We start from the raw sequence: 285 nt of genomic DNA, 5'->3' as shown, positions 1-285 counted from the left end.
GGTCATCACGTTACCCACTTTGGAAATAAGCAGGCCGACTGTGGTACCGTCACCCACTTTGGTCAGAATATTGCCTTTGCCAGACAGGATACCGGCGGTTGCCGCGTCGCCAACATGCGTAATAACGTTCGCTTTCGCCGCGGCAACAACCCCCATAAAGTCATCACCCACTTTGGTAACGATATTGGCTTCACCCAGTGCTAACACGCCTGTTAAGCCATCCCCCACATGAGTCATCATATTGGCTTTACCAAACATGGCCGCCAGCGTTGTGCCATTACCGAC

Annotated in this window: 1 protein-coding gene; it reads right to left on the bottom strand. The window is 52.6% G+C overall.

Translation table 11 applies throughout. The features are described 5' to 3' along the window. Nucleotides 1–285: hypothetical protein (locus tag SLS51_RS23615; protein WP_323840894.1), on the bottom strand; the 285-nt coding region annotated here is incomplete at both ends.

This window comes from Photorhabdus africana, assembly GCF_035181445.1.
GTDB classification, from domain to species: domain Bacteria; phylum Pseudomonadota; class Gammaproteobacteria; order Enterobacterales; family Enterobacteriaceae; genus Photorhabdus; species Photorhabdus laumondii.
The sequence above is the reverse complement of the archived record's forward strand: the minus strand, read 5'-3'. Positions and strand labels throughout refer to the sequence as shown.